This is a genomic window from Archangium sp. (genome assembly GCF_036388035.1).
Taxonomy (GTDB): Bacteria; Myxococcota; Myxococcia; order Myxococcales; family Myxococcaceae; genus Archangium.
Map to the genome: position 1 here is coordinate 1 of NZ_DASVSO010000670.1, position 2,941 is coordinate 2,941.

At 71.6% G+C, this 2,941-nt stretch carries 1 protein-coding gene; it reads left to right on the plus strand.

What is annotated here, in order from left to right; all coding sequences use genetic code 11:
- The coding region (locus VF697_RS27305; protein WP_331099660.1) for an amino acid adenylation domain-containing protein at positions 1 to 2,941 on the plus strand (2,941 nt) is incomplete at both ends.

Here is a 2,941-nt window from a genome sequence, read left to right on the forward strand (position 1 = left end):
CTGGAGGGCCAGCCCTACCAGGTCATCCACCCGATGGCGCGGCTGGAGCTGCCGGTGGTGTCGCTGGAGCACCTGCCGGCCGCCGAGCGCGAGGCGGAGGCCCTGCGGCTGAGCACCCAGGAGGTGGGGCAGCCGTTCGACCTCGCACGGGGGCCGCTGCAGCGGGCGCGGCTGCTGCGCCTGGGGGACACGGAGTACGTGCTGGCGATGGCGGTGCACCACATCGTCTCGGACGGCTGGTCGCTGGGCGTGATGGTGCGGGAGCTGGTGGCGCTCTACGAGGCCTTCTCGGAGGGCAAGCCGCCGCCGCTGCCGGAGCTGCCAGTGCAGTACGCGGACTACGCGCACTGGCAGCGCGGGTGGATGGCGGGGCCGGTGCTGGAGCAGCAGCTCGAGTACTGGCGCAAGGCGCTGGCCGGGGTGACGCCGCTGGAGCTACCCACGGACAAGCCGCGCCCGGCGATGCAGAGCTACCGGGGCGCCACGCTGGCCTTCGCGCTGCCCCGGCCGCTGGCCGAGGGCCTGAAGGGCCTGGCGCGTCAGGAGGGCGCGACGCTGTTCATGGTGCTGCTGGGCGCTTTCCAGGTGCTGCTGCACCGCTACAGCGGGCAGGACGACATCACCGTGGGCACGCCGGTGGCGGGACGCAACCAGCCCGAGCTGGAGGGGCTGATCGGCTTCTTCGTCAACACGCTGGCGCTGCGCACGCGGCTGGGGGGCAACCCCCTGTTCCGCGAGGTGCTGGCGCAGGTGAAGGAGACGACGCTGGGGGCGTACGCGCACCAGGACATCCCCTTCGAGAAGCTGGTGGAGGCGCTGGAGCCCGAGCGTGAGCTGTCTCGGCAGCCGCTCTTCCAGGTGGCGTTCATGCTGCAGAACGCGCCCGCGAGCGACCTGTCGCTGCCGGGCGTGGCGGTGCGCCGCGAGCTGGTGGACACGCACTCGGCCAAGTTCGATCTGTCGCTGTCGCTGACGGAGACGGCGGAGGGGCTGAGCGGCCTGCTCGAGTACAGCACGGACCTGTACGAGGCGGGGACGGTGGAGCGGATGCTGGGGCACTACCAGCGCCTGCTCGAGTCGCTCGCGGTGCGGCCTCAGGCGCGCATCGACGAGGTGGTGCTGCTGGGGGAGGCGGAGCGCGAGCAGGTGCTGTTGGGGTGGAACACGCTGCTGCCGACGCCGGAGGTGGGAGGCGGGCTGCACGAGCTGTTCGAGGCGCAGGTGGAGGCGACACCGGAGGCGGTGGCGCTGGTGGTGGGGGAGAAGCGACTGACGTACCGGCAGGTGGAGGAGCGGGCCAACCAGCTGGCGTGGCTGCTGCGAGGGCTGGGCGTGGGGCCCGAGGTGCGGGTGGGCGTGAGCTTGGAGCGCACCGAGGAGTTGGTGGTGGCGCTGCTGGGCATCCTCAAGGCCGGTGGCGCCTACGTGCCGCTGGACCCGGCCTACCCGGCCGAGCGCCTGGCGCTGATGTTGGAGGACGCGCGGAGCCCGGTGCTGGTGACGCAGCGCAAGCTGGAGGGGGTGGTGGCAGCGGGTGGGGCGAAGGTGGTGTGGATGGGGGAGGGCGAGGAGGTGCGTGCGCAGAAGGTGGAGAGGCCGGCGCGGGTGACGCAGCCGGGCCACCTGGCGTACGTGCTGTACACCTCGGGCAGCACGGGCCGGCCCAAGGGCGTGGCCCTGGAGCACCGCAGCGCCGTGGCCTTCCTCCAGTGGGCCCTGGCGACGTTCAGCCGGGCGCAACTGCAGGGAGTGCTGGGAGCCACGTCCGTCAACTTCGACCTGTCGGTGTTCGAGCTGTTCGCGCCGCTGAGCTGCGGAGGAAGGGTGTACCTGGCGGAGAACGCGCTGGGGCTGGCGGGGCTGGCGGCCGCGGGCGAGGTGACGCTGGTGAATACGGTGCCCTCGGCCATGGCGGAGCTGGTGCGCCAGGGAGCGGTGCCGGCCAGTGTGAAGACGGTGAACCTGGCGGGAGAGGCGCTGCCCAGCCAGCTGGTGGAGGGGCTGTACGGGTTGGGGAGTGTGGAGGCGGTGTACAACCTGTACGGGCCGACGGAGGACACGACGTACTCGACGTGGGCGCTGGCGCCGAAGGGAGCGGGAGTGCCGCCGCCCATTGGCAGGCCGCTGGCGGGCACGCAGGCGTACGTGGTGGACGCGCGGCTCGAGCCGGTGCCGGTGGGCGTGCCCGGAGAGCTGTACCTGGCGGGCGTGGGCCTGGCGCGAGGCTACCTGGGCCGGCCGGAGCTGACGGCGGAGCGCTTCGTACCCAACCCTTTCAGTGAGGAGCCTGGAGCGAGGATGTACCGCACGGGAGACCGGGTGAAGTGGAGGGCGGACGGGCAGCTGGAGTACCTGGGCCGCATCGACTTCCAGGTGAAGGTGAGAGGCTTCCGAATCGAGCTGGGAGAGGTGGAGGAAGGGCTGAGGCGCCACCCCGGAGTGCAGGAAGCGGTGGTGGTGGCCAAGGGGGAGGGAGGGGACAAGAAGCTGGTGGGGTACGTGTCGGTGAAGGCCGGCCAGCAGGTGGAGGCCGCAGAGCTGCAGGAGTTGCTCAAGCAGCATCTGCCGCGCTTCATGGTGCCCTCGGTCCTGGTGGTGTTGCAGGCCATGCCCCTCAACCCCAACGGCAAGATCGACCGCAAGGCCCTCCCCGAGCCCGAGTGGTCGCGTGGCCACGAAGGAGAGGTGGCGCTGGCGCCGAGAGACCGCACCGAGCTGGAGCTGGCCTCCATCTTCGGAGAGCTGCTCGGCGTGCGGTCGGTAGGCGTGCGCGATGACTTCTTCGCGCTCGGCGGGCACTCGCTCCTCACGGTACGGCTGGTGGCGCAGATTGAACGCCGGCTCGGCAGGAAGCTGCCGCTCAACCGGCTCTTCGGGAACGCCACCATCGAGTCGCTGGCCGCGGTGCTCCGAGACGCTCCCGCCGCGGGGGCGTCGTCGC